At 69.1% G+C, this 2,550-nt stretch carries 1 protein-coding gene; it reads left to right on the top strand.

Annotated features, from left to right (window positions below):
- Positions 1 to 2,550: type I polyketide synthase (locus tag BIV23_RS44240; RefSeq protein ID WP_143079256.1), on the top strand; the 2,550-nt coding region annotated here is incomplete at both ends.

Below are 2,550 nucleotides of genomic sequence, written 5' to 3'. Positions count from 1 at the left end.
GTCACGGCACTGCGCCAGCGCGAGTGCGACACCGCCCTCGCCGGTGGCGTGACCGTGATGTCGACCCCCTCGGTCTTCGTCGAGTTCTCCCGACTGCGCGGCACAGCCGCCGACGGACGGTGCAAGAGCTTCTCCGCCGACGCCGACGGCGCCGGATGGTCCGAGGGCTGCGGAATCCTCCTCCTCAAACGACTGTCGACCGCACACGCCGACGGCGACCACGTCCTCGCCGTGATCCGCGGAACAGCGGTCAACCAGGACGGCCGCTCCCAGGGACTGACCGCCCCCCACGGCCCCTCCCAGCAACGCGTCATCCACCAGGCACTGACCCGCGCGGGACTCTCCCCCCGCGACATCGACGCCATCGAGGCACACGGCACCGGAACCCCCCTCGGCGACCCCATCGAAGCCGGCGCACTCGCCGAAGTCTTCGGCCCCGGACGCGACACCGACCACCCGCTCTACCTCGGCTCCTCCAAGTCGAACATCGGCCACGCCCAAGCCGCCGCCGGCGTCGCCGGCGTGATGAAAATGGTCCTCGCACTCCAACACGAAACCCTCCCCAAAACCCTCCACGCCGACGAACCCAGCCCACACATCGAATGGGACACCAGCGGCCTGCGCCTCCTCCACCAGCCACAGCCCTGGACCCACGACACCACACGCCCCCGCCGCGCCGGCATCTCCTCCTTCGGCCTCAGCGGCACCAACGCCCACCTCATCCTCGAAGAAGCACCACACCAGCCACAGTCCACACCGACACCGGCACAAGCCATCGGACCCAACACCGGTGCTTCCACCGAGAACGTGTTCCCGATCGTGCTCTCGGGCCGCGACGCCCACACCGTGCGGACACAGGCCCGCCGATGGGCCGCATGGTGGCGCCAACACCCCGAGATCCCCCTGGACCGAGTGGCATCCACCGCACTGTGGCACCGCACCTGGTTCGACCACCGAGCCGCCGTCCTGGCCACCACCCGCGACCAGGCCATCAACCGACTCGAAGCACTCGCCGAAAACACCGACACAACCGGCGTCATCACCCCCCTCCACACCCCCCACGACGAAACCCTCCACGAAACCGGCCCCCGCCACGTCTGGGTCTTCCCCGGACAAGGCTCGCAATGGGAAGGCATGGGCCGCCACCTCCTCCAACACTCCCCCGCATTCGCCCAGACCGTAGCCGCCTGCGACACCGCCCTCCAACCCTGGACCGGATGGCCCGTCACCCACGCCCTCACCGGACAACACCCCCTCACCAGCGTCGAAGACATACAACCCGCACTGTTCACCATGAGCCTCGCCCTCGCCGCCTGGTGGAAGTCCATGGGCATCACCCCCCACGCCGTCATCGGACACTCCCAGGGCGAGATCGCCGCCGCCGTCGTCGCCGGCATCCTCACCCTCGAACAAGGCGCCAAAATCGTCGCCACCCGCGCCCGCGCCGTCGCCACCCGCCAAGGACAAGGAGGCATGGCCGTCATCGAACGCGGCCACGAATGGGTCACCCAACGCCTCACCGACACCGGCCTGTCCATCGCCGCCGTCAACACCCCCACCTCCACCATCATCTCCGGCGACAACCACACCCTCGACACACTCCTGACCCAACTACAGACCGAAAACATCTTCGCCCGCCGCATCCAGGTCGACTACGCCTCCCACAGCACACACATGGACCCCCTCCTGCCCACCCTCGCCCAGGAACTCACCGACCTGCACCCACAGGCCGGACACACCCCCATGTACTCCACCGTCCACGGCCGCCTCATTCACGGCACCGAACTCGACGCCCACTACTGGTGCGCCAACCTGCGCCAACCCGTCCGCTTCGACCAAGCCGCCCAAGCCGCCACCACCGACGGCCACCACACCTGGACCGAGATCAGCCCCCACCCCGTCATGGCCATGGTCCTCGACCACATCACCCAACATCACGGCGGAACCACCACCCCCACCACCCACCGAAACCACGCCGACACCACCGACGCCCTCACCTCATGGGTCCGCACCGGACTCACCCACCCACACCACTGGCCCTGGCACCACACAACACCCCACACACCCACAGAACCCAACCTCCCCACCTACCCCTTCGACCGAAAACACCACTGGCTCACCAGTCATGCCAACACCCCTGCGGACACCTCGGGTTGGGGCGTGGACGAGGCCGGTCACCCCTGGCTCGCGCTGTCGACGCCACTGGCCACCGGCGACGGACTGATCCTCACCGGCACGATCGACGCCACCGGCAACGGACAGGACTGGCTCGGCGACCACCGCGTCTTCGGCACGCCCCTGCTGCCCGGCACCGGAATCCTGGACATGGTCCTCACCGCGGCCGAACGCGTCGGGGCCGGCCGGGTCGACACCCTGACCCTCACCACCCCACTGCTCCTCCCCGAGACCGGACCGCTGCGCATCCAGGTCGCCGTCACCGCCCCCGACGGCAACGGGCACCGCCAGGCCACCGTCCACAGCCACCCCGACCCCGACACCCACCCCGACACACCCTGGACCACCCACGCCACCGCCCAGCTCACCCACCAC

The sequence above is a fragment of the Streptomyces monashensis genome, from assembly GCF_001866665.1.
In the GTDB taxonomy this organism is placed as follows: Bacteria; Actinomycetota; Actinomycetes; order Streptomycetales; family Streptomycetaceae; genus Streptomyces; species Streptomyces monashensis.
The sequence above is the reverse complement of the archived record's forward strand: the minus strand, read 5'-3'. Positions and strand labels throughout refer to the sequence as shown.